Annotated in this window: 22 protein-coding genes; 10 read left to right on the top strand and 12 right to left on the bottom strand. The window is 70.3% G+C overall.

The window, feature by feature from the left end; translation table 11 throughout:
• Positions 1-102 precede the first annotated feature (102 nt).
• On the bottom strand, positions 103-1635 hold the full coding sequence (gene gltX, locus E1269_RS13620) for a glutamate--tRNA ligase (protein ID WP_131895329.1): 1533 nt from the start codon (positions 1633-1635) through the stop codon (positions 103-105).
• Positions 1636-1721: 86 nt separating this feature from the next.
• Entirely contained in the window at positions 1722-2504 is a 783-nt protein-coding gene (locus E1269_RS13615) for a fumarylacetoacetate hydrolase family protein (protein WP_131895327.1), read from the bottom strand.
• An 80-nt stretch (positions 2505-2584) separates the two neighbouring features.
• Here E1269_RS13615 and E1269_RS13610 point away from each other — a divergent pair, with 80 nt between their 5' ends.
• The 4 genes from E1269_RS13610 to E1269_RS13595 are packed head-to-tail and all read left to right on the top strand — an operon-like array spanning position 2585 to position 7090.
• Complete coding sequence (locus E1269_RS13610) at positions 2585-4753, top strand: TRAP transporter permease (RefSeq protein WP_131895325.1); 2169 nt, start codon at positions 2585-2587, stop codon at positions 4751-4753.
• On the top strand, positions 4750-5754 hold the full coding sequence (locus tag E1269_RS13605; RefSeq protein WP_131895323.1) for a TAXI family TRAP transporter solute-binding subunit: 1005 nt from the start codon (positions 4750-4752) through the stop codon (positions 5752-5754). The genes E1269_RS13610 and E1269_RS13605 overlap by 4 nt, the downstream gene beginning before the upstream one ends.
• A gap of 2 nt (positions 5755-5756) precedes the next feature.
• Positions 5757-6134, top strand: a complete 378-nt coding sequence (locus E1269_RS13600; RefSeq protein ID WP_131895456.1) for a RidA family protein — start codon at positions 5757-5759, stop codon at positions 6132-6134.
• A gap of 44 nt (positions 6135-6178) precedes the next feature.
• The gene (locus tag E1269_RS13595) at positions 6179-7090 is read left to right on the top strand and encodes a 3-methyladenine DNA glycosylase (RefSeq protein ID WP_420810634.1); all 912 of its coding nucleotides are present in this window, start codon (positions 6179-6181) and stop codon (positions 7088-7090) included.
• A gap of 20 nt (positions 7091-7110) precedes the next feature.
• Here E1269_RS13595 and E1269_RS13590 read toward each other — a convergent pair whose 3' ends face one another.
• Positions 7111-8160 carry a lipoate-protein ligase LplAB gene (locus tag E1269_RS13590; RefSeq protein WP_131895321.1) on the bottom strand — a complete coding sequence of 350 codons (1050 nt, stop codon included), beginning with the start codon at positions 8158-8160 and terminating at the stop codon, positions 7111-7113.
• A 51-nt stretch (positions 8161-8211) separates the two neighbouring features.
• On the opposite strand from E1269_RS13590, the gene E1269_RS13585 reads away from it, so the two are divergent.
• Together E1269_RS13585 and E1269_RS13580 are read left to right on the top strand one after the other, a co-directional pair.
• Complete coding sequence (locus tag E1269_RS13585; protein ID WP_131895319.1) at positions 8212-8910, top strand: Pr6Pr family membrane protein; 699 nt, start codon at positions 8212-8214, stop codon at positions 8908-8910.
• Positions 8861-11395: a DEAD/DEAH box helicase gene (locus E1269_RS13580; protein WP_203433504.1), complete on the top strand. Its 2535-nt coding sequence runs from the start codon at positions 8861-8863 to the stop codon at positions 11393-11395. Before E1269_RS13585 ends, E1269_RS13580 begins: the two co-directional genes overlap by 50 nt.
• 15 nt (positions 11396-11410) lie before the next feature.
• Here the strand turns inward: E1269_RS13580 and E1269_RS13575 are convergent, their stop codons facing one another.
• Together E1269_RS13575 and E1269_RS13570 are read right to left on the bottom strand one after the other, a co-directional pair.
• Positions 11411-11758 (bottom strand): type II toxin-antitoxin system VapC family toxin, encoded by a 348-nt coding sequence (locus tag E1269_RS13575; RefSeq protein ID WP_162606402.1) that lies wholly within the window; start codon positions 11756-11758, stop codon positions 11411-11413.
• On the bottom strand, positions 11751-11972 hold the full coding sequence (locus tag E1269_RS13570; protein WP_162606401.1) for a ribbon-helix-helix domain-containing protein: 222 nt from the start codon (positions 11970-11972) through the stop codon (positions 11751-11753). The genes E1269_RS13575 and E1269_RS13570 overlap by 8 nt, the downstream gene beginning before the upstream one ends.
• A gap of 109 nt (positions 11973-12081) precedes the next feature.
• Here E1269_RS13570 and E1269_RS13565 point away from each other — a divergent pair, with 109 nt between their 5' ends.
• The 3 genes from E1269_RS13565 (at position 12082) to E1269_RS32235 (ending at position 13259) form a co-directional block, all read left to right on the top strand.
• Positions 12082-12399, top strand: a complete 318-nt coding sequence (locus E1269_RS13565; protein ID WP_131895313.1) for an ArsR/SmtB family transcription factor — start codon at positions 12082-12084, stop codon at positions 12397-12399.
• The gene (locus E1269_RS13560; RefSeq protein WP_131895311.1) at positions 12396-12914 is read left to right on the top strand and encodes an SRPBCC domain-containing protein; all 519 of its coding nucleotides are present in this window, start codon (positions 12396-12398) and stop codon (positions 12912-12914) included. The genes E1269_RS13565 and E1269_RS13560 overlap by 4 nt, the downstream gene beginning before the upstream one ends.
• A 189-nt stretch (positions 12915-13103) precedes the next feature.
• Positions 13104-13259 carry a hypothetical protein gene (locus E1269_RS32235; protein ID WP_162606400.1) on the top strand — a complete coding sequence of 52 codons (156 nt, stop codon included), beginning with the start codon at positions 13104-13106 and terminating at the stop codon, positions 13257-13259.
• On the opposite strand, the gene E1269_RS13555 is transcribed toward E1269_RS32235, so the two are convergent.
• The 3 genes from E1269_RS13555 to cimA form a co-directional block, all read right to left on the bottom strand.
• Positions 13252-13626, bottom strand: a complete 375-nt coding sequence (locus E1269_RS13555) for a type II toxin-antitoxin system VapC family toxin (RefSeq protein ID WP_131895309.1) — start codon at positions 13624-13626, stop codon at positions 13252-13254. The genes E1269_RS32235 and E1269_RS13555 overlap by 8 nt on opposite strands.
• Positions 13623-13820 carry a type II toxin-antitoxin system VapB family antitoxin gene (locus E1269_RS13550; protein ID WP_131895307.1) on the bottom strand — a complete coding sequence of 66 codons (198 nt, stop codon included), beginning with the start codon at positions 13818-13820 and terminating at the stop codon, positions 13623-13625. The genes E1269_RS13555 and E1269_RS13550 overlap by 4 nt, the downstream gene beginning before the upstream one ends.
• Positions 13821-13894: 74 nt before the next feature.
• Positions 13895-15577, bottom strand: a complete 1683-nt coding sequence (cimA, locus tag E1269_RS13545) for a citramalate synthase (protein WP_131895305.1) — start codon at positions 15575-15577, stop codon at positions 13895-13897.
• Between the two features lie 59 nt (positions 15578-15636).
• Between cimA and E1269_RS13540 the strand changes: the two genes are divergently transcribed.
• Positions 15637-16155, top strand: a complete 519-nt coding sequence (locus tag E1269_RS13540) for a GNAT family N-acetyltransferase (protein WP_203433502.1) — start codon at positions 15637-15639, stop codon at positions 16153-16155.
• A 3-nt stretch (positions 16156-16158) separates the two neighbouring features.
• Here the strand turns inward: E1269_RS13540 and E1269_RS13535 are convergent, their stop codons facing one another.
• The 4 genes from E1269_RS13535 to serA form a co-directional block, all read right to left on the bottom strand.
• Positions 16159-17253, bottom strand: a complete 1095-nt coding sequence (locus E1269_RS13535) for a branched-chain amino acid aminotransferase (RefSeq protein ID WP_131895303.1) — start codon at positions 17251-17253, stop codon at positions 16159-16161.
• A gap of 45 nt (positions 17254-17298) precedes the next feature.
• Entirely contained in the window at positions 17299-18093 is a 795-nt protein-coding gene (locus tag E1269_RS13530; protein ID WP_203433500.1) for a glycerophosphodiester phosphodiesterase family protein, read from the bottom strand.
• A 140-nt stretch (positions 18094-18233) separates the two neighbouring features.
• Positions 18234-19280, bottom strand: a complete 1047-nt coding sequence (locus E1269_RS13525) for a 3-isopropylmalate dehydrogenase (protein WP_131895301.1) — start codon at positions 19278-19280, stop codon at positions 18234-18236.
• 485 nt (positions 19281-19765) lie between these two features.
• The gene (serA, locus tag E1269_RS13520; RefSeq protein ID WP_131895299.1) at positions 19766-21367 is read right to left on the bottom strand and encodes a phosphoglycerate dehydrogenase; all 1602 of its coding nucleotides are present in this window, start codon (positions 21365-21367) and stop codon (positions 19766-19768) included.
• Positions 21368-21477 lie beyond the last annotated feature (110 nt).

Raw genomic sequence — 21477 nt, 5'->3', positions numbered from 1 at the left:
CGCATCACGAGGACTGCAAGCATGGTGCGACACGGGATCTCGTGCTGAACGTGATCATTCGGGAGCCCCCGGAGAGGGCGGCGAGGGGGAATCCGGCGGGGGTCAGGCGGAGGTGCGGCCGAGGGCGGCGTCCAGGCGCGCCAGGGTGCGCTCGCGGCCGAGGAGCTCCAGGGACTCGAACAGCGGCGGCGAGACCCGGCGGCCGGTCACGGCCACCCGGACCGGGCCGAAGGCGTGCTTCGGCTTCAGGCCCAGACCGTCGACCAGGGCCGAGCGTAGGGTCGACTCGATGGCCTCGGTGTTCCACTTCTCCAGCGCAGCGAGTCCGTCGCGGGCGGCCGCGAGCGCTGGGCGGGCACCAGCCGTCAGGACCTTGACGACCGCGTCCTCGTCGAACGGCACGACGCCGCGTGCGAACAGGAAACCAAGCATGCCGACGGCTTCGTCGAGGGCCGTCATCCGCTCCTGGACCAGCGGCGTCGCGGCCCGCAGCAGCTCCATCGCCTCGTCGGGCACCGAAGCGGGCAACACGCCGGCGGCCTGCAGGTACGGGACCATCCGGGCGGCCAGGTCGTCCGGCGACAACCGCCGCAACCAGGCGCCGTTGATGGCCTCGGCCTTCCTCAGGTCGAACCGTGCGGCGTTGGAGTTGACCCGGGTGACGTCGAACGCTTCGGCCATCTCCTCCAGGGAGAACACCTCGCGGTCCTCGCCGATGGACCAGCCGAGCAGCGCCAGGTAGTTCAGCAGTCCTTCGGGCAGGAACCCGCGCTCGCGGTACAGCGCCAGCGACGACTCCGGGTCGCGCTTGGACAGCTTGCGGTTGCCCTCGCCGGTGACCAGCGGCAGATGCGCGAACCGCGGCAGCGGGCCGGACGCGACACCGATCTCGCGCAGCGCCCGGTGCAGCACCAGCTGGCGCGGCGTCGACGAGAGCAGGTCCTCACCGCGCAGCACGTGGGTGATGCCCATGAGGGCGTCGTCCACCGGGTTGACCAGCGGGTACAGCGGCTGGCCGTTGGCGCGGACGAGCACGTAGTCGAAGAGGTTGAACTGGTCGACGGTGATCTCACCGCGGATGAGGTCGACGAACGTGACCGCCTCGTCGGGCATTCGCAGGCGCAGCACCGGCTGCCGGCCCTCGTCCCGGTAGGCCTCGATCTGCGACTGCGTCAGCGTGCGGCAGCGTCCGTCGTAGCCGCTGGGCTTGCCGGCGGCGCGGGCGGCTTCGCGGCGCTCGTCGAGCTCCTCCGGCGTGCAGTAGCAGTGGTATGCCTGGCCCGTCTCGAGCAGCGTGCCGGCGACATCGGTGTAGATCTCGTGCCGCAGCGACTGCCGGTACGGCTCGTACGGCCCGCCCACGTCAGGACCCTCGTCCCAGCTGAGGCCGAGCCAGCGCATCGCCTCGAGCATCGCCTCGTAGGACTCCTCGCTGTCGCGGGCGGCGTCGGTGTCCTCGATGCGGAACACGAACGTGCCGCCGAAGTGGCGTGCGAACGCGGAGTTGTAGAGGGCGGTGCGGATGACGCCCACGTGCGGGTTGCCCGTCGGCGACGGGGAGTAGCGCACCCGGACGTCGCCAGGCGCGACGTCACCGAGCACGAAAGCGTCCGACGAGCCGGAGCCGTCAGTCACAACAGATCACCTTGAACCTCATGAGTCGTTCATCGGCAACGCGCCGCAACGCGCGCATGCCGCAGGGTACCCGGTCCTGGTCGTGATCACTCCGCCGCGACCACCGGGTTGGTCAGCGCACCGATGCCCTCTACGGTGACGGCGACGTGGTCGCCGGCCGCGATCGGGCCCACGCCGGCCGGGGTCCCGGTGAGGATGACGTCGCCCGGGAGCAACGTGAACGCCGCGCTGATGTACTCGACAAGGGTCGCGACGTCGAAGATCAGCTGTGACGTGCGTCCGGCCTGACGCTCGTCGCCGTTGACCCGGCAGCGCACCGCCAGGTCAGCGGGGTCGAGGTCGGTCTCGATCCACGGACCCAGCGGGCAGAACGTGTCGAAGCCCTTGGCCCGAGCCCACTGGTTGTCGCGCTTCTGCAGGTCGCGCGCGGTGACGTCGTTGGCACAGGTGTAGCCGAAGATCACGTCGCTGACCCGGTCGCGCGGCACGGTCTTCGCGATGCGGCCGATGACGACGGCGAGCTCGGCCTCGTGGTGCACGTCGCTGGACTGCTCGGGCAGCACGATCGGCTCGTCCGGCCCGATGACGGACGTGTTGGGCTTCAGGAACAGCAGCGGCTCCGGCGGCGGCTCGTTGCCGAGCTCGGCGGCGTGATCGGCGTAGTTGCGCCCCACCCCGATGATCTTGCTGCGCGGGATGACGGGCGCGAGCAGGCGCACGTCGGGCAGCGACAACCGCTCGCCGGTGAGCTGGATCGAACGATAGAGCGGGTCGCCCTCCAGGACGGCGAGGACGGTCTCGCCACTCTCGTCCTGCCCGACGGCGCCGAAGCGGGGATCGTCCCCCGTGGTGAACCTCGCGATACGCACGACCGTGAGCGTATCCCGACCGCGGCCGGCCCTCCGGAGCCACTAGCCATGAGTGCCGCGCACACCTAGGGTCATAGGCCATGACCGACGCCTCGACGCCGCGGCACACGGCCGGTGAGCCCGCCGCGCGACCGGTCGCCGATCCGGTCGCCGACGTCAGCGAGCTGATGGCGCGGTACGACGAGGAGCTGCCCGCCCGACGGCTGTCGGGCCGGGTCGCGCTCACGGTCGGCATCCTGTGCTTCGGCGTCGCGCTGTTCGTGCTGCGTCAGGTGTTCTCGCCGCTCAGCGAGGGCAACCAGTACTACCTGATGCTCTTCCTCGCGTTCGTGCTGCCGCTGGTGTTCCTCTGCTATCGGCCGGTCACCCGGCTTGTGCGGCCCGACGACGACGGTGCGCGGCCCGCCGCCGTCGACCCCCGTCTTAACGCCGAGGGCGACATCCGTCGCGCTGACAACCCCGGCCCGTTGGACTGGGCGCTGGCGGTCCTGGCCCTGGTCGCCTGCCTCTACCCGCTCCTCCCCGTGGCCCTCGGCGAGTCCGGGGGCGGCTTCGACGCGTTCCTCGACCGGCAGGGGTCGCTGACCGGGGTGGACGTGGTCATGGGCTCGATCGTGCTGGTCCTGGTCATCGAGGCGACCCGGCGGACCACCGGCTGGATCCTGCCCGGTGTCTGCGTCGCGTTCGTCCTCTACGCCTACTACGGCGGGTTCTTGCCGACCGACCTGCCGGGCAGCCATGCGGGCATCGACTTCGACCAGATCATCAACGCGCTCTACAACGACCCCACCGGCTTCTACGGCGTGCCGCTGGACGTGTGTGCCACGTACATCGTCTTGTTCACGATCTACGGCGCGGTGCTGGACCGCACCGGTGCCGGGCAGTTCTTCATCGACCTCAGCTTCTCGCTTTTCCGCCGCTCGCGCACCGCGCCGGGGCGGACGGTGGCGCTGTCCGGCTTCCTGCTCGGCACGGTGTCGGGGTCGGGGACGGCGACGGCGGTGGGCCTCGGCGCGGTGACGTGGCCGGTGTTGAAGCGGGCCGGGTATCCCCGCGAGAACGCCGGCGGCATGCTGGCCGCGTCGGGCATCGGCGCCATCCTGTCCCCGCCGACGCTCGGCGCGGCCGCCTTCATCATCGCCGAGTACCTGGGCACGTCGTACCTGAACGTGCTGGTCTGGGCGCTGGTGCCGACGTTGCTCTACTACCTCGGGATCTTCCTGGCCATCGAGATCGACGCCCGCAAGTCCGGGGTGCGCGCCGTCGACCTCGAGCGCAAGGACCCGTGGCGGCTGCTGGCCCGGTCCGGGTACCACTTCCTGTCGCTGGGCATCATCGTGGTGTTCCTGGCCGTCGGGATGACGCCGTTCCGCGCCGTCGTCTACGCCACCGTCGTCGCGCTCGGGTTCGGCGTGCTCGACGCGGTGATCAGCAGCCGCGGGCGCGATGTCGCCGGCGTCGCCGTGCACACCGCCCGCGTCGTCTACGACTCGTTGTCCGGCGGGGTCCGCTCGGTGCTCCCGGTGGCCGCGGTGTGCGCGGCCGCCGGCATCATCGTCTCGACCATCACCAAGACCGGGCTCGGCCAGGTGCTGTCGGACATGCTGGTCGACGCGGCGTCCGCGCTGACCGACAACGCTTCGGCCGTGCTGATCCTCAGCGCCGTCTTCGCCGCGATCGCGATCCTCATCCTGGGCCTGGCGGTCCCGGTCACCGCGTCGTTCATCATCAGCTGGGTGATCATCGGGCCGGCGCTGCTGGACCTCGGCGTGGCCGCGCCAGCCGTCGCGATGTTCATCTTCTACTACTCGGTGCTGTCGGAGGTGTCGCCGCCGACGGCGCTGGCGGCGGTCGCGTCGTCGGCCATCACCGGTGGCCGGGTCATCGCGACCATGTGGCAGGCGTGCAAGTACGCGCTGCCCGCGTTCCTGGTGCCCATGGCGTTCGTGCTGACCGACGAGGGCTCGGCGCTGTTGCTGGAACGCCCGGCCGGCGACGTCGTGTGGACGGTCGCGGTGTCGGCGGTCGCAGTCGCGGCGCTGGCCGCGACGGCCGGCGGCTGGCTGGTCCGCCGGGCCGGCCCACCGGAGCGCGCGCTGTGCGCCGTCGCCGCCGCCCTCCTGCTCTACCTGAACCCGGTGTCGATCACGCTGGGCGCCGGCGTGCTCGCCCTCGCCGTCGTCGTCCACCTGGCCCTCGCCCGGAGCCAGGCCGTACCGCCCCGCACCCGAGAGGAAACGCCGACATGAGAACAGCAGCATTCACCCGCCTGGCGGTGGCCCTCCTCGCGACCGGCTTGGCCGTGTCCGCCTGCGGTGGGCGGCAGACGACCGAACCCGCCGACGACGGCGACGGCGGCAACGCCGGCTCGTGCGAGGCCGGTTCGGGGCGCATGACCATCGCCACCGGCAACTCGACCGGCGTCTACTACGTGCTCGGCGGCGGCCTGGCGCAGCTGATCGGCGACGAGACCGACATCTCCGCGACCGCGGCTGAGACCGGCGCGTCGGTTCAGAACATCCAGCAGCTGGTCGCCGGCGACTACGACATCGCGTTCTCGCTGGCCGACACAGCCGCCGACGCCATCGAAGGCAACGCGGCGTTCGAGGAGCCGCAGCCGGTGAGCGCGCTGGGCCGGATCTACCCGAACTACACGCAGGTCGTGGTGCGCACCGACTCCGGCATCAGCTCCGTTGAGGACATGGCCGGCATGACCATCTCGACCGGGTCGCCGAACTCCGGCACCGAGGTGATCGCCAACCGGCTGCTGGAGGCGGCCGGCCTGGACCCGGCCAGCGACGTGCAGGCGCAGCGGCTGGACCTCACCAAGACCGTGGATGGCATGAAGGACGGCTCGATCGACGGGCTGGTGTGGTCCGGCGGCCTACCCACCGCGGCGATGACCGACCTGTTCACGTCCATGGGCGACGAGATCCAGTTCATCGACATCACGCCGCTGCTGCCGCAGCTGCAGGAGATCAACCCGGTCTACGCCGAGGGCGAGATCCCGGCCGAGACGTACGGGACGGACGCGGCCGTGCCGACCGTTGTCGTCCCCAACGTGCTGCTGGTCCGCGACGATCTCGACGACGGCACCGCGTGCGCGCTGACCACACTGGTCTACGAGAATGTGGACCGGCTGACCGACGTGCACGCCGCGGCGGCCGACATCGACCTGGAGCTGGCCGACCAGACCGACCCGATCCCGCTGCACCCCGGCGCCCAGCAGGCCATCGACGAACTGAGGTGACGATGCCAGAATTCTCCACCGTCCCCGGCGCGCCCGCGCCGGGCGGCGCCTACAGCCACGCGGCCGTGGCGAACGGCTTCCTGTACACCGCCGGGTTCGGCCCGCAGGACCCTGAGACGGGCCTCGTCGCCGACGACGTGGGCGAGCAGACCCGGCAGGTGCTGCGCAACCTCGGCACCATCCTGGCCGCGCACGACCTCGACTTCTCCGATGTCGTCAAGACCACGGCGCACCTGCAGCACATCGAGCGCGACTTCGCCGCCTACAACGCCGCGTACCTGGAGTTCTTCGACGAGCCGTACCCGGTTCGCACCACCGTCGGGTCGCAGCTGCTCGGCATCCTGGTCGAGATCGACGTCGTCGCCGCCCTGCGTACCTGACCGCCTGCCAGCCGTCCCCATGATCATCAACGGTTGGCGACTCTATGACGTCGCCGGCGGTTGATGATCATGGGGACGCTCCTTCTACGCTGGGAGGTGTGATCCTGGCCGAGGAGGAGTGGAAAGCGCGGGCTGCGGCGCACCAGGCCCGCGTGGACGCTCTGGTCGGCGCGCACCTGGAGCGGCGCCGCGCCGGTCGAGGGCACCCCGTCCACGACTTCCTCTTCACCTATTACAGCCACAAGCCGTCGCACCTGCGTCGTTGGCACCCGGGCGTCGGCGTGACCCTCCAGGGTGCGGCTCCGCACAAGGACTGGTCCGGCTACGTCGAGGGTCCCGACGGGGTCCGCGTCGGGCCGCGGTTGGTGCGGCGCCGCCGCGGCACCGTCGAGTGGGTCCGCGAGCTGCTCGCGGCGACGGCGGCCCGGCCGGCGCACACGGGCTGCTTCGGGCTGCATGAGTGGGCGATGGTCTACCGGACCCGCCCCGGCGACGTCCGGCACGAGGCCTATCAGCTGCGCCTGGGCCACGCCGGCACGGACGCCGTCGTCGAGGCGCACCAGCTCCGCTGCTCGCACTTCGACGCGTTTCGCTTCTTCACCGCCGATGCCCGCCCGCGCAACGCTCTGACGCCGACCCGCGAGCTGCAACCGGCGCTGGAGCAGCCAGGCTGCCTGCACGCCAACATGGATCTGTACAGGCACGCGTACAAGCTGACGCCACTGGTGCCGAGCGAGCTGGTGGCCGACGCGTTCGAGCTGGCCGCGCGCATCCGCGAGCTCGACATGCGCGCCTCGCCGTACGACCTGTCCGGCCTGGGCTACGAGCCGGTGCGCATCGAGACCACCGAGGGCAAGCGCCAGTACGTCGAGCGCCAGCGCGCCTTCGCCGCAGAGGCCGCGCGGCTGCGCGACCGCCTCCTCACGGTGATCGACGGAGAGCTGCTACACCCGTAGGGGACCCGACCCGGTGATGATCACGGGACGCGGGCGAGCCACTCATGGGTACCGAACTTCGACGCCACCAGGTCCTCGGCCAGCCGCAACGTCTTGTCGTCCAGGGTGTCGTCGACCAGGCCGTACCGGGACCGGAACGTCGCCACCATGCGGTCGATGACGTCGGCGCGGGGCAGGCCGGTCTGCGACCGCAGCGGGTCGACACGCTTGTTGGCGCTCTTCGTGCCCTTGTCCGAGAGCTTCTCGCGGCCGATGCGCAGCACCTCGAGCATCTTCGACGCGTCGATGTCGTAGGCCATGGTCACGTGGTGCAGCACGACGCCGCCGGCCAGCCGCTTCTGCGCCGCGCCGGCGATCTTGCCCGCCGGCGAGGTGATGTCGTTGATCGGCTGGTACGTGGCTCCGATGCCCAGCTCGCGCAGCGCCGCGACCACCCACTCGTCGAGGAACGCGTACGAGTCGACGAACGACAGCCCGCTCACCAGCGACTCCGGAACGTACAGCGAGTAGGTGATGGTGTTGCCGGGCTCGACGAACATGGCGCCGCCGCCGGAGATGCGCCGCACGACCGTGACGTCGTGCTTCGCCGCGCCCTCGAGGTCGACCTCGTTGCGCAGCGACTGGAAGCTGCCGATGATGACCGAGTTCGACGCCCACTCCCACACCCGCAGCGTGGGCGGCCGCTCCCCCGCGCCGACCTGCTCGGCCAGCACCTCGTCCAGTGCCATCTGCAGCACCGGTGCCTGCGGGCCCTCGTGCAGGAGGTGCCACTCGTGATCGGTCCACGACGTGGCCCCGGCCAGCGCCCGCCGGACGGCGACCGCGACCGCGTCGGCGGAGAAGCCGAGCATGACGACGCCGTCGCCGAGCACCGACTCGACCCGGGCGCTCAGCTGCGCCGCGGTGGCCTCCGCGGATGCGCCGGTGAGCGCGGCGTCGATCCGCTCCAACGCGTCGTCGGGCTCGAGGAAGAAGTCGCCGCTGACCCGGACGTCGCGCAGCACTCCGTCGACAACCTCGACGTCGACGACCACGAGCTTCCCGCCAGGCACCTTGTACTCACCATGCATGATCGGTCCAACCTCCGGCCGGGCCGCCCTGTTCCCCGCTACGCTCCGGGCATGCGAGCGTGGCGGTCGGACCCGGCGGCGGCCCGTTGGTGGCACGTCGTGACGGCGCTGATCCCGCTGGCCGCCGTCGTCGTGCAACTTGTCCTGGTCATCGACGGCACCAACGTCCTCGTGCACGACGGCGACGAGCCGCCGTCGACGTCGCTGCGGGTGGCGAACTTCTTCAGCTACTTCACGGTGCAGAGCAACCTGCTGGTCATCGCCGGAGCCGCCGTGCTCGCCCTGGATCCGCGGCACGACGGCGCGTTCTTCCGGGTGCTGCGCATCACCGGCCTGATCGCGATCGGCGTCACCGGCGTCGTCTACGTGACGCTGCTGCGGCCGATCGTCGACCTGGAGGGCATCGCGATGCTCACCAACATCGGCTTCCACTATCTGTCGCCGCTGCTGGCGGTCATCGGCTGGGCGCTGTTCGGGCCGTGGCCGCGCTTCGACCGGCGCGTCCTGCTGCTCAGCCTGACCTTGCCGGTGGTGTGGCTGGTGTACACGCTGGTCCGGGGCGAGGTCGTCGACTGGTATCCGTACCCGTTCATCGACGTCGGCGAGCTCGGCTACGGCCGGACGTTCCTCAACGCCGCCGGCATCACCGTCCTGCTGCTCGGCGTCGGCTGGCTGTTCCTGACCGGCGACCGTAGGCTCGGTGACCGTGCCGGAACCCAGCCAGTTGACGAGCTACCTGAACGCCGCTGACCCCGATCCGGACGCCCTCTACGACACATTCACCACCTGGGCGGGCGAGCGGGGCTTCGACCTCTACCCCGCCCAGCAGGAGGCGCTGATCGAGCTGGTCTCCGGCTCGCACGTCATCCTCAGCACCCCCACCGGCTCCGGCAAGAGCATGGTCGCCGTCGCCGCCCACTTCGCCGCGCTGGCCGACGGACGGCGCACGTTCTACACCGCGCCTCTCAAGGCGCTGGTGTCGGAGAAGTTCTTCGCACTCATCGACATCTTCGGGCCCGAGAACGTCGGCATGATGACCGGCGACTCCAGCGTCAACCCGAGTGCGCCGATCATCTGCTGCACCGCGGAGATCCTGGCCAACATCGCCCTGCGCGACGGCGCCGCTGCCGACGTCGGCCAGGTGGTCATGGACGAGTTCCACTTCTATGCCGACCCGCAGCGCGGCTGGGCCTGGCAGGTTCCGCTGCTGGAGCTGACGAACGCCCAGTTCCTGCTCATGTCGGCCACCCTCGGCGACGTCGCCTTCTTCGAGAAGGACCTGATGCGGCGGACGGGGCGCGAGGTCGCCGTCGTCATGTCCAGCCAGCGCCCCGTACCGCTGACCTACTCGTACTCGCGCGAGCCGACGCACGAGCTGCTGGCCGAGCTGCTGTCGACGCACCGCGCGCCGGTCTACGTGGTCCACTTCACCCAGGCCGCGGCGATCGAGCGGGCCCAGGCGCTGGTCAGCGTCAACGTCGCCAGCCGGGCCCAGCGTGATCGGATCGCCGACGAGATCGGCGGCTTCCGGTTCAGCTCCGGGTTCGGCAAGGTGCTGTCGCGGCTGGTGCGCCACGGCATCGGCGTCCACCACGCCGGCATGCTGCCGAAGTACCGCCGGCTGGTGGAGCGGCTCACCCAGGCCGGGCTGCTCAAGGTGGTGTGCGGCACCGACACCCTGGGCGTCGGCATCAACGTCCCCATCCGCACCGTCGTCTTCTCCGGCCTGACCAAGTACGACGGCGTCCGCATGCGACAGCTGTCGGCACGGGAATTCCACCAGATCGCCGGACGCGCCGGCCGGGCCGGGTACGACACGCTCGGCGAGGTCATCGTCCAGGCGCCGGAGCACGAGATCGAGAACGAGCGGGCGCTGGCCAAGGCCGGCGACGACCCGAAGAAGCGGCGGCGGGTCGTGCGCAAAAAGCCGCCGGAGGGCTTCGTCTCTTGGGGCGAGTCCACCATGCAGCGGCTCATCGCGGCCGATCCCGAGCCGCTGAGCTCCAGCTTCGAGGTCAGCCACGCGATGGTGCTCGGCGTCATCAGCCGCCCCGGCGACGCGTTCGCCGCCATGCGCAAGCTGCTCACCGACAGCCACGAGCCGTCGTCGCGCATTCGCGCGCACGTGAGCGGCGCCATCGCCATCTACCGGGCTCTGCTCGCCGCCGACGTCGTCGAACGGCTCGACCCGCCCGACGAGACCGGGCGGACGGTGCGTCTCACCGTCGACCTGCAGCCGGACTTCGCGCTCAACCAACCGCTGTCACCGTTCGCGCTGGCGGCGTTCGACCTGCTCGACCCCGAGTCGCCGACGCACGCGCCGGACGTCCTCTCCGTCGTCGAGGCCACGCTCGACGACCCGCGGCAGGTGCTGTCCGCGCAGCAGCACAAGGCCCGCGGCGAGGCCATCGCCGCGATGAAGGCCGACGGCATCGAGTACGACGAGCGCATGGAGCTGCTCGAGGACGTCACCCACCCCAAGCCGCTGGAGGAGTTGCTGGCCGCGGCGTACGAGATCTACCGCCAGAGCCACCCGTGGGTCGCCGACCACGAGCTGTCGCCCAAGTCCGTCGCCCGTGACCTGTACGAACGCGCCATGTCCTTCGGCGAGTACGTCGCGTTCTACAGCCTGGCGCGCTCCGAGGGCCTGGTGCTCCGCTACCTGGCCGACGCCTACCGCGCACTGCGCCAGACCGTTCCCGAGGAGACCCGCACCGACGACGTCGCCGACCTCATCGAGTGGCTCGGCGAGCTGGTCCGGCAGGTCGACTCCAGCCTGCTCGACGAGTGGGAGGCGCTGCGCAACCCGGTCGCCGTCGACGGCGTGGGTGCGGGCGCCGCTCCCGTGGAGAACACGCCGCGACCGATCACCGAGAACCGCCGGGCCTTCCTGGTGGGCATCCGCAACACGCTGTTCCGCCGGGTGGAGCTGGCCGCCCGGCGAGACTGGCCGGCGCTTGGTTCGCTCGACTCCGACAGCGGCTGGGACGCCAACGCCTGGGCCGACGCACTCGAGCCCTACTTCGACGAGCACGCCGACATCGGCATCGGCCCCGACGCCCGCAGCGGCGCACTGCTCATCGTCACCGAGCATCCGGACCGCTGGGCGGTCCGGCAGATCCTCGACGACCCCGCCGGCGACCACGACTGGGGCTTCACCGCCGCCGTCGACCTCGCCGAGTCCAACGCCGCCGGCCACCCGGTCGTCACCATCACCGACGTCGGCGCGCTCTGAGCCGCGCCCGGGCGATCAGCGAAGGGCCCGGATCCGCACGCCTCTGACCTTCTCGAAATCGCCGCGATTTCGGGTTGCGACGGTAAGCCCGTGCTCCAACGCCGTCGCCGCGATCAGCGCATCCGGTAGGCGGACACCGCACTCCCGCCGAATCCGTCCGGCTCGCTCCGCGACGTCTCGAGTGACGAGCACCTCGCGGAACGGCGAGAGCAACCGGGAGACGGCGTCTGTGGCCGAGGAGCCGGCGAACAGCTCCGCGCGAGTCACCACGGAGTAGTGCAGACGGTGCTTGCCCGGCGCCAGCGCCGCCGCGCCGCGCAGGTGATCGATGAAGATGTCGGTGTCGACTAGGACGTCAGCCACGGTCCCACTCGTCACGATCGGGATACGTGGCATCCGGATCAGCTCCGAACGTGGACGCCAGGACGGCCTCCGACACCACCAGCTCCCGATCGAGGTACGCGTCGAGCGCACGGCGAACCACCTCGGCGAGAGTCACGCCCTCGGCACGGACCACCTCGTCGATGCGCGTGCGCTGCTCCGCTGTGAGGTAGATCTGGGTCCTGGTGGCCGACATACAGCACAGCATACATCAAACCACCTCCCGCCCCACCCAGTGCCGCCCGACAAGGTCCAGGGCAGTCAGGCGTTGACATGTGACCATTTGGTCACCTATTGTTTCAGCCATGACCGACGACAGGGTGTTCAAGGCACTGGCCGACCCGACTCGCCGGTTCCTGCTCGATCTGCTGTTCGCGCGTGACGGCCGCACGCTCACCGAGCTGGAGTCCGAGCTGGAGATGACCCGCTACGGGGTGATGAAGCACCTCCGGGTGTTGGAGGACGCGAACCTCGTCGTCACCCGCCGGTCGGGCCGGGAGAAATTCCACTTCCTGAACCCGGTGCCGATCCAACAGATCCACGACCGGTGGATCGACAAGTACACCGAGCACCACACGTCAGCACTGATCGACCTCAAGGACGAACTGGAGAACGGATCATGACCACTCTCACCGAGACCACCACGCAGGTCTACCGCATCTACATCAAGGCCACCCCGGAGGCGATCTGGGACGCGATCACCAAGCCGGAGTGGACCAAGCGCTACGGCTACACCGGCCTCGCCGACTACGACCTGCGCCCGGGCGGCGCCTATCAGGTCCGCCCGACGCCGCAGTTCAAGGCCGAGGCCGAGGCGCAGGGCTATCCGTGCCCCGACGTCATCATCGACGGCGAGGTCATCGAGGCCGACCCACCGCACAAGCTGGTCACCACGTTCCGGATGCTCATGGACCCGGAGATGGCCGATGAGGGATTCACCCGCATCACGCACGAGATCAGGCGGGCACCGGACGGCGGGTCCTGCTCGCTGACGGTGACGCACGAGCTCGCCGGCGCGCCGAAGCTGGCCGCGATGACCCGCGGCGACCTGGAGGCCGAGGGCGCCGGCGGCGGGCACGCGTGGACGCTCAGCGACCTCAAGAGCTTGCTGGAGACCGGCAGCCCACTGGCCGGATGAGGCTCGCGGACCCGGTCATCCCGCCGGGACGGGCGCACCGCCCCGGCGGGATGATCCGGACGATCCGGCATGAGCCGAACGGCTGATCTTGCTCGACACGGCCGATTTCGATGCGACATGCCGGTCTGAAAGTGACAGAATTCACGGTGGCAACACCCCAACGACCCAAGTCACAAGAAGGGACCGAGCGTGATCCGGGGGATCCTCGACCACGGCAGCAACGGCTGGCGGGTCGAACTGTACGACACCGAACCTCTCCGCCGCACCATCATCGAGATCGACGCACTCCCCTCGTGGGCCGACGCTTCCGCCGTCATGACCAGTGCGTTCCGTCTCGTCAGCTGAGGTCGGGCCCGGCGCCGACACCGAGCTGCGACGCCACACCAGACAGGCACTTGTCACGGGTCCAGAGGGTTGCGTGTGCGGTCAGCCTCGCCGACGCCACCACGTGGGCATCGACGTAGCCGATGCCCCGCCCATGGAGCGACTCCCGGCCGACCAGCGTCAAGACCTCACCATCAGTGGCAACCGTCGCCCTGGGCAATCCGTGAAGCAACCGCAAGACCTCGTCGCGATGCCTGAGGTTGCCCAGGGCGAGCTCGCCGATGACGCACGGGTGGCACAAGACCCGGCCCGACACGAGTAGCTCGACGAGGGCGTCGTCGCGATCGCGAAGATGATCGATCCAGATCGACGTGTCGACCAGGATCACGGCGCGGACCCACGCCGCCGGGGAATGTCTTCGAGATCGGGCTCGGTGGAGCCGAGCCGCGCGAGTCGCCGAGCGCTCTCGCGCTCGATCAGAGCCGTCAGCCCTTCCCGGACGAGCGCCGTCTTCTCCGTCTTGCCGGTCAAACGCGCGGCTTCGGCGAGCAGTTCGTCGTCGATCGCGAGCGTGGTACGCACCTGACCCTCCCGAGTGGCATGAATTCTGTCATCTAATGATGACATATCTCGTGCCTCAGGTCAGTACGGGCGGCTCAGCTGATCGCAGCGGCCCCCTGACGCAGCAGTCCGTAGGTGACGGCGTCCACGAGCGCCTCCCACGACGCCTCGATGATGTTGGCGCCGACACCGACGGTCTCCCAGGACGTCTTCCCGTCCGTCATCTCCACGAGCACCCGCGTGACCGCGTCGGTGCCGTGTGCCGCGTCGAGGATCCGCACCCGGAAGTCGATGAGCTCCAGCTTGTCGATCTCCGGGTACAGCGCGCCGATCGCGGTGCGCAGTGCGTGGTCGAGAGCGTTGACCGGGCCGTTCCCCTCACCGGTCACGACGACGCGCTCGCCACCGGCCCGCAGCTTCACCGTCGCCTCGCTGAGGGCGTCGCCGCCGGGCCGCGACTCGGTGATGACCCGCCACGACTCCACGTCGAAGTAGCTCAGCCGCTGCCCTTCGGCCTCCGTGCGCAGCAGGAGCTCGAACGACGCGTCGGCCGCCTCGAAGGTGTAGCCGGCGGCCTCCAGGTCCTTCACCCGCTGGGTGACGCGGGTGACCAGCTCGCGGTCGCCGGAGACGTCGTAGCCCAGCTCGCGACTCTTCAGCTCGATGCTGGCGCGGCCGGCCATGTCCGACACCAGCAGCCGCATGTCGTTGCCGACGAGCTCGGGGTCGGTGTGCTGGTAGAGGTCGGGGTCGACCTTGATGGCGCTGGCGTGCAGCCCGGCCTTGTGCGCGAACGCGCTGGCCCCGACGTACGGCTGGCGCGAGTACGGCACGATGTTGGTCAGCTCGGAGACGGCGTGCGCGATGCGGGTGGCCTCCTGCAGGGCGCCGTCGGGCAGCACCCGCAGCGCCCGCTTGAGCTCGAGGTTGGCCACGATGGTGACGATGTCGGCGTTGCCGGTGCGCTCGCCGGTGCCGTTGACGGTGCCCTGGACGTGGGTGGCTCCGGCGTCCACCGCGGCGACGGTGTTCGCGACGGCGCAGCCGGTGTCGTTGTGGGCATGCATGCCCAGGCGGGCGCCGGTCTCGGCGGCCACCGCGGCGACGACGGCGCGGACGTCGTCGGGCAGCATGCCACCGTTGGTGTCGCACAGCACGGCCACGTCGGCGCCGGCCTCCGTCGCCGCCCGGACCACCCGCAGCGCGTACGCGGGGTCGGTGCGGTAGCCGTCGAAGAAGTGCTCGCAGTCGACGAAGACCCGCCGGCCGTGCTCGGTCAGGTACGCCACGGTGTCGGCGATCATCGCCAGGTTCTCGTCCAGGGTGGTGCGCAACGCCCGCTCGACGTGGCCCACGTGGCTCTTGGCCACCAGCGTGACCACCGGCGTCTCGGCGTCGAGCAGCGCCCGGACCTGGGGGTCGTCGGCGGCGCGAGCGCCGGCCTTGCGGGTGGCGCCGAACGCGGCCAGCGTGGCCGTCTTCAGGTTCAGCTCCGTGCGGGCACGGCGGAAGAACTCGGTGTCCTTGGGTACGGCCCCCGGCCAGCCGCCCTCGACGAACCCGACCCCGAGCTCGTCCAGATGGCCGGCGATGGCCAACTTGTCGTGCACCGACAGCGACAGGCCCTCCTGCTGGGCGCCGTCGCGCAGGGACGTGTCGTAGACGTGGAAGCTTTCGAGGTCGGTCACTGCTCGGTCCTCACGGGTCGGGGGAAACACGATGCTGGCTGACAAAACAAAAGACCCCTCGCGGATGCGAGAGGTCTGCGCGCCTGGCATTGGAGCTGGGTGCCGGCGCGCCTACGTAATAATCAGACAGAAGGACATCGCACAGCAGTATGGCACAGGTTCCCCCAGTCGTGGAGGCGGCATCGGTGAACATGGTGGTGCGGCCGATCACCTGGGGTGACCGTGACCTCGTCGTTCGCCTCCTGGGAAGCGCCTGGGGCACGACCCGGATGGCGGCGCACGGTGTCCTCTTCGACGCCGCCGAGCTGCCCGGTTTCCTCGCCATCGCCGACGGCGAGCCCGCCGGCGTGCTGACCTACCGGGCCGGCGACGGCGCCTGGGAGATCACGACCCTGAACTCCGTCCGCCCCGGGCTCGGCGCGGCGACGGCCCTCCTCGACGCCGTCGGCGAGGCGGCGACGGCGGCCGGCGCGCGCCGCCTCTGGCTGATCACCACCAACGACAACGTCCATGCGCTGCGTTTCTACCAGCGGCGCGGCTTCGACCTCGTCGCTCTGCACCACGACGCCGTCACGAGGTCGCGGCAGACGCTGAAGCCGTCCATACCGCTGGAGGCCGACGGCATCCCGATCCGGCACGAGCTGGAGCTCGAGCTGCCGTTGCGGTGAGCGTCAGGCGATGCGGTGCATCCAGCCGTGGGCGTCGTCGGCGCGGCCGTACTGGACGTCGAGCAGCGCGGCGCGGATCTCCTGCGTGACGGGGCCGGGCTCGGCGCCCATGGACACCTCGCCGCCCTCCCAGGCCAACCGGCCGATGGGGGTGACGACGGCGGCGGTCCCGCAGGCGAACACCTCAGTGATGTCGCCGGACGCAACGCCGTCGCGCCACTCGTCGATCGAGATGCGCCGTTCGTCGACCTTGTAGCCGCGGTCGGCGGCCAGCGTGATGATCGAGTCGCGGGTGATGCCCTCCAGGATGCTCCCGGTGAGCTCCGGCGTCACGATCGAGCCGTTGGCGTGCACGAAGTACAGGTTCATGCCGCCGAGCTCCTCGACCCACTTCCGCTCGACCGCGTCGAGGAAGCACACCTGGTCGCAGCCGTGCTCGATGGCCTCCTGCTGGGCGACGAGGCTGGCGGCGTAGTTGCCGGCGCACTTGACCGCGCCGGTGCCGCCGGGAGCGGCCCGGGTGTAATCCGACGACAGCCAGATGTCGACCGGCTGGACCCCCGAGGCGAAGTAGGCGCCGGCCGGTGAGGCGATGACGCAGAACGTGACCTGCTTGGCAGGTCGCACGCCGAGGAACACCTCGGAGGCGAACATGAACGGCCGCAGGTAGAGGCTGGTCTCGCCGCCGGACGGGACCCAGTCGGCGTCCGCGCGCACCAGCAGCTCGATGGCCTCGACGAACGACTCCACCGGCAGCTCGGGCAGCGCCATCCGGGCGGCGCTGCGCAGCATCCGCTCGCCGTTGGCCCGGGGCCGGAACACCCAGATCGAGCCGTCGTCGCGGCGGTAGGCCTTGAGGCCCTCGAAGATGGCCTGCGCGTAGTGGAGCACCGCGGTGGCCGGGTCGAGGGCCAGCGGCGCGTACGGGCGCAGTTCCGCGTCGTGCCAACCGTCCGGGGTCCAGGTGGCGGTGACCATGTGGTCGGTGAAGTTGGTGCCGAACCCCGGGTTGGCCAGGACCTGCGACCGGCGCTCGACCGGTACCGGGTTCGACGTGAGCGTCGTCGAGAACTCCAGGGCCGGTGCGGTCGCTGTCATGGCGGGTGCTTCCCTTCGCGAAACTACTTGGACGTCCAACCAACGCTACCGATCGTCGCTGTCCGCGTAAACGGTGCGTGGCCAACGACCCTCGGCGATCATCACCTCCCGCAGCACGTCCGGCCGATCGGTGATGATCCCGTCGACGCCCGCACTGATCAGCCGGTGCATCGAAGCTGGGTCGTCGACCGTCCATACGATGAGGCGCAGCCCCAGGTCATGGGCGCCTCCGACCAGACGGTCGATGAATACGGGAAGCCTACCCCAGCGCAACGGAACGTGCACGAAGCCGCCGTTGGCCACCCGGCGCGGAGCCGCGACCCGTCCGTGCGAGCAGGCCAGCCACGACACCAACGACCGCCAGCCCAGCGCGCAGGCCAGACCGGGCCCGAGCTCGGTGCGCAGCGCCGCCAGCCAGCCGTCCCACGCACCGGCCAGGCAGACCCGGTCCACCGCGCGCGTCCGGCGCAGCACCCGCGCCAGCGGCGCGAGCGCGGCCTCGTCCTTGACGTCGATGACGAACCGGGCGTCCGGGAACGTTGTCAGCACCTCGTCCAGACGCGCGACCGGCTGCGTGCCCAGCACCGTCAGTTCCCGCACGTCCGCCCACGTGCGGCGCCGCACCGGACCCCGTCCGCCGGTGACGCGGTCCAGCCGGGCGTCGTGGAAGGCGAGGCAGACGCCGTCGGCGGTGACGCGGACGTCGGTCTCCAGGTACCTCAGCCCCAGCGCGTAGGAGCGCTCGAAGGCCGCCAGGGTGTTCTCGGGTGCCAGCCCTGCCCCACCCCGGTGGGCGATGGCCAGCAATCGTGGTTCCGCTCCGTACCGCGACTCGGTCACGACTTCCACGGTGACAGGCCGCAAGGTGAAGATCGACAGCAAAATGCCTGTTCGGAGCAGGGTTCACGCAAGGTTCATCGGCGCAGCAACCCAGGGTGGCCGCACGGTCAGCCGCTGCCAGGATCCAGCTCGACGGTTGGTCAGGCGCCCGCGACCCGGGCGGCGAGTGCGTCGCCGATGTCGGCCGTGCGACGCTTGGCCGGCCCTCGCTCGGCGAGGTCTGCGGAGACGGCGTCGACGACGCGGCTCGCCTCGACCGTGAGCCCCAGGTGCTCGAGGAGCATCGCGACCGAGAGAACCGTGGCGGTCGGGTCGGCGATCCCCTGCCCGGCGATGTCGGGCGCCGAGCCGTGCACCGGCTCGAACATGGACGGCGCGGTGCGGTCGGGGTTGACGTTGCCGCTGGCGGCCAGGCCGATGCCGCCGGTGATGGCCGCGGCGAGGTCGGTGAGGATGTCGCCGAACAGGTTGTCGGTGACGATGACGTCGAACCGCGACGGGCCGGTGACGAAGAAGATGGTGGCCGCGTCGACGTGCAGATAGTCGACCGCGACGTCGGGGTACTCCGTGCCCACGCGCTCGACGGTGCGGCGCCACAGGTGGCCCGCGTGCACCAGGACGTTGTGCTTGTGCACGTAGGTCAGCTTCTTGCGGGGGCGGGCCTGGGCTCGGGCGAACGCGTCGCGGACCACCCGCTCGACGCCGAACGCGGTGTTGACGCTCACCTCGTTGGCGATCTCCTGCGCGGTGCCGACCCGCAGCGCGCCGCCGTTGCCGACGTACGGACCCTCGGTGCCCTCGCGGACGACGACGAAGTCGATGGTTCCGGGGTTCGCCAGCGGGGTCTCGACACCCGGGAACAGCCGCGACGGCCGCAGGTTGACGTAGTGGTCGAGCTCGAACCGGAGCTTGAGCAGGAGCCCGCGCTCCAGGACGCCGCTGGGCACGCCCGGGTCGCCGACCGCGCCGAGCAGGATGGCGTCGTGCCCCCGCAGCTCGTCGAGGACGGTGTCCGGCAGCGTCTCGCCGGTGGCGTGCCAGCGACGAGCACCGAGATCGTAGGTGGTGGTGCCGACCTTGACGTCGGCGCCCGCGAGCACGGCGTCGAGCACCTTCAGCCCTTCGGTGACGACCTCGTCGCCGATACCGTCACCGGGGATCACTGCCAAGTTGAGACTGCGCGACATGGGCCATTACCGTACGGCGGTTGTCCACATGATGGCACCTGCGTCCCGCAATCTGGACATAGGTGCCATCATCGGTGGTCAGCGACCTGCTGCGCCGCCGTTGTCGCGACGGTCGATGGCTTCCTGGATCGCGTTCTGGGCCTGTTCGTCCTGGTCCTGCTTTTCGTCAGTCATGATCATGTGCTCCGCACGAGAAACGGGGCGGCCAGCGGGGTACGCGAAACCTCCGCGACGAGGCGCCGGCCGTTATCGGACCCCGTCGCGGCAACCGAGAATGCGTACCGCCCACTGCATGATGCGTGCCACGTTACGCCCGCGACGTCAGCACCGTCTCGCGAACTGACTCCTTGTCTCGCCCTTCGAGACGCGCCCTCGAAATGATCACGTTCAGCACGAGATCTCGTGTCGCACCATGCTTGTAGGCCTGGTGATGCACGTGAAGTCCTCGTGATGGCCGGTCAGGGGACACCACGACCGAGGCGCGGTCAGTCGTCGAGGTCGACGCTGCGGCCCCACTCGGCGCCGATGGCGGAGACGATGTCGTCGAGGACCTGGCTGGGGATCGCCTGGTCGACGGTCATGGCGACCAGGGCGGGTCCGCCCTTGCTGTGCCGGCTGACCTGCATGCCGGCGATGTTGACGTCGGCCTCGCCGAGGACCCGTCCCACCGTGCCGACCACGCCCGGCCGGTCGGTGTAGCGCAGGAACGCCATGTGCTCGGCCGGGATGGCCTCGATGTCGTAGCCGAGCACCTCGACGATCTTCTCGACGTGCTTGGGACCGGACAGGGTGCCCGAGACCGAGACCGCGCGGCCGTCGGCGAGCACCCCGCGCAGGGTGACGAGGTTGCGGTAGTCGTCGGACTCCTCGTCGGTGACGAGGCGGACCTCGACCCCGCGGTCGGCGGCGATGAGCGGGGCGTTGACGTAGGAGACCGGGTCCTCGACGACGTCGGCGAAGACACCCTTGAGCGCGGCCAGCTCGAGGATCTTGACGTCGTTGGTGGTGATCTCACCGCGGACCTCGACGTCGAGCTGGGTGGCGACGCCGCCGGCCAGCGCGGTGAAGATGCGGCCGAGCTTCTCCGCCAGCGGGATGCCGGGCCGGACGTCCTCGGCGATGGCGCCGCCCTTGACGTTGACGGCGTCGGGCACCAGCTCACCGGCCAGCGCCAGCCGGACCGAACGCGCCACCGACACCCCGGCCTTCTCCTGGGCCTCGTCGGTGGACGCGCCGAGGTGTGGCGTGACGACGACGGACTCGAAGTCGAACAGCGGCGACTCGGTGGTGGGCTCGGAGGCGAACACGTCGATGCCGGCTCCGGCGACGCGGCCCTCCTTGAGGGCGAGGGCCAGCGCGTGCTCGTCGACGATGCCGCCGCGCGCGGCGTTGATGACGCGCACGGTCGGCTTGACCTTGCGCAGTGCCTGCTCGCCGATGAGGCCGACGGTCTCGGGCGTCTTCGGCAGGTGGACGGTGATGAAGTCGCTCTCGGCGAGCAGTTCGTCAAGGGACACACTGCGCACGCCCATCTGGGCGGCGCGGGCGGCCGGCACGAAGGGGTCGTAGGCGATGACGTTCATGCCGAACGACGACAGTCGCTGCGCGACGAGGACGCCGATGCGGCCCAGGCCGACGATGCCCACCGTCTTCTCGTACAGCTCGACCCCGGAGTACTTGCTGCGCTTCCACTCCCCGCCCTTGAGCGCGCCGTTGGCCGGCGCGATGTTGCGGGCGGTGGCCAGCAGCAGGCCGATCGCGAGCTCGGCGGCGCTGACGATGTTGGACGTCGGGGCGTTGACCACCATGACACCGGCCTGGGTAGCGGCCTTGACGTCGACGTTGTCCAGGCCCACGCCCGCCCGGGCGATGACCTTGAGCTTCGTGGCCGCGGCGACGGCCTCGGCGTCGACCTTCGTTGCGCTGCGGACGAGGATCGCGTCGACGTCGGCGATGGCCGGCAGCAGCGCCTCGCGGTCGGCGCCGTCGACGTGCCGGATCTCGAAGTCCGGGCCGAGGGCGTCGACGGTGGCTGGCGAGAGCTGTTCGGCGATGAGTACGACGGGCTTGGTCACGGTGGGATTCATCCTCCGGGTGTCGGGCTGGCTAGTGTGACGAGCGCGACACTGGGCCCGGGCTGCGACCGAGTGTAACGCCACGTAAACCTGAAACGCACCCGACGCTCTATATGGTGGTC

Source organism: Jiangella asiatica, assembly GCF_004349065.1.
Lineage (GTDB): Bacteria > Actinomycetota > Actinomycetes > Jiangellales > Jiangellaceae > Jiangella > Jiangella asiatica.
The sequence above is the reverse complement of the archived record's forward strand: the minus strand, read 5'-3'. Positions and strand labels throughout refer to the sequence as shown.